1 protein-coding gene is annotated in these 519 nt (G+C 70.5%); it reads right to left on the bottom strand.

What is annotated here, in order from left to right:
* Positions 1–373 (bottom strand): metallophosphoesterase family protein (locus AC1DWF_RS38585; protein WP_476843672.1); only part of this gene is annotated, 373 nt, incomplete at its 3' end.
* Positions 374–519 lie beyond the last annotated feature (146 nt).

The raw sequence follows: 519 nt of genomic DNA, 5'->3' as shown, positions 1-519 counted from the left end.
TCTCCGTCCAATCGGCGCCGAGCGTGGCGACATCCTCGGCGAGTCCGGAACGGTCTTCCAGCCGGCGCTCATGCGGCGGCTCCCAGACGCGGCGCCGGAAGGTGCCGCCGAGGCCGGCGATGCGGATGCCGTCGATCTCGACCACGACAGCATTCAGCACGCCACCCCGCGTGCGCGGAGTGCGCGCGGGGTCCGTGAGGTTCGCCCACATCTCGGGGCCGCCGTCATAGTCGTGGTTGCCCCAGATCCAGCGGACATCGATGCCGGCATCGAGCAGCGGCGCGGCGACCTCGTCGAGCGGGCGGTCGCACTCCATGTCGCCCAGCAGCACCGCGACATCAGGCTTGCGCTCCAGCCCCGCCAGGCCGCGCACGACATGGTGCCATTGGCGATGGATGTCGCCGATGAAGACGATATTGTCCCCGGGGGCGCTCAGATCACGCCCTCCTCCGCGAGGGCCGCGACCTGCCCGGAGGTATAGCCCAGCATCTCCCCGAGGATGCGGGCWTTGTCCTCGCC

The organism is Aminobacter sp. P4_D5 (assembly GCF_056401815.1).
Note: the sequence above shows the minus strand (reverse complement) of the source record. Positions and strands in the feature narration are given on the sequence as shown.